1 protein-coding gene is annotated in these 266 nt (G+C 53.4%); it reads left to right on the top strand.

Annotated features, from left to right (window positions below):
* Positions 1-266 (top strand): glucan biosynthesis protein (locus tag FN960_RS24165; protein ID WP_185971149.1); only part of this gene is annotated, 266 nt, incomplete at both ends.

Genomic DNA, 266 nt, shown 5'->3' with positions numbered 1-266 from the left:
GATCTCGGCTTTGCCGGTTTTCGCGTGTTTAAAGCCCCCGAACTGGCGCGCCGTGATGTAGTATCATTTCTCGGCGCGAGTTATTTCCGCGCCGTTGATGATACATATCAATACGGTTTGTCGGCCCGCGGCCTGGCGATCGACACTTACACCGACAGTAAAGAAGAGTTCCCCGACTTTACCGCCTTCTGGTTTGATACGGTAAAACCGGGGGCAACTACCTTTACCGTTTATGCGTTGCTCGATAGCGCCAGCATTACTGGTGC

Source organism: Alkalicoccobacillus porphyridii (assembly GCF_007293315.1).
In the GTDB taxonomy this organism is placed as follows: Bacteria; Bacillota; Bacilli; order Bacillales; family Bacillaceae_D; genus Alkalicoccobacillus; species Alkalicoccobacillus porphyridii.
Note: the sequence above shows the minus strand (reverse complement) of the source record. Positions and strands in the feature narration are given on the sequence as shown.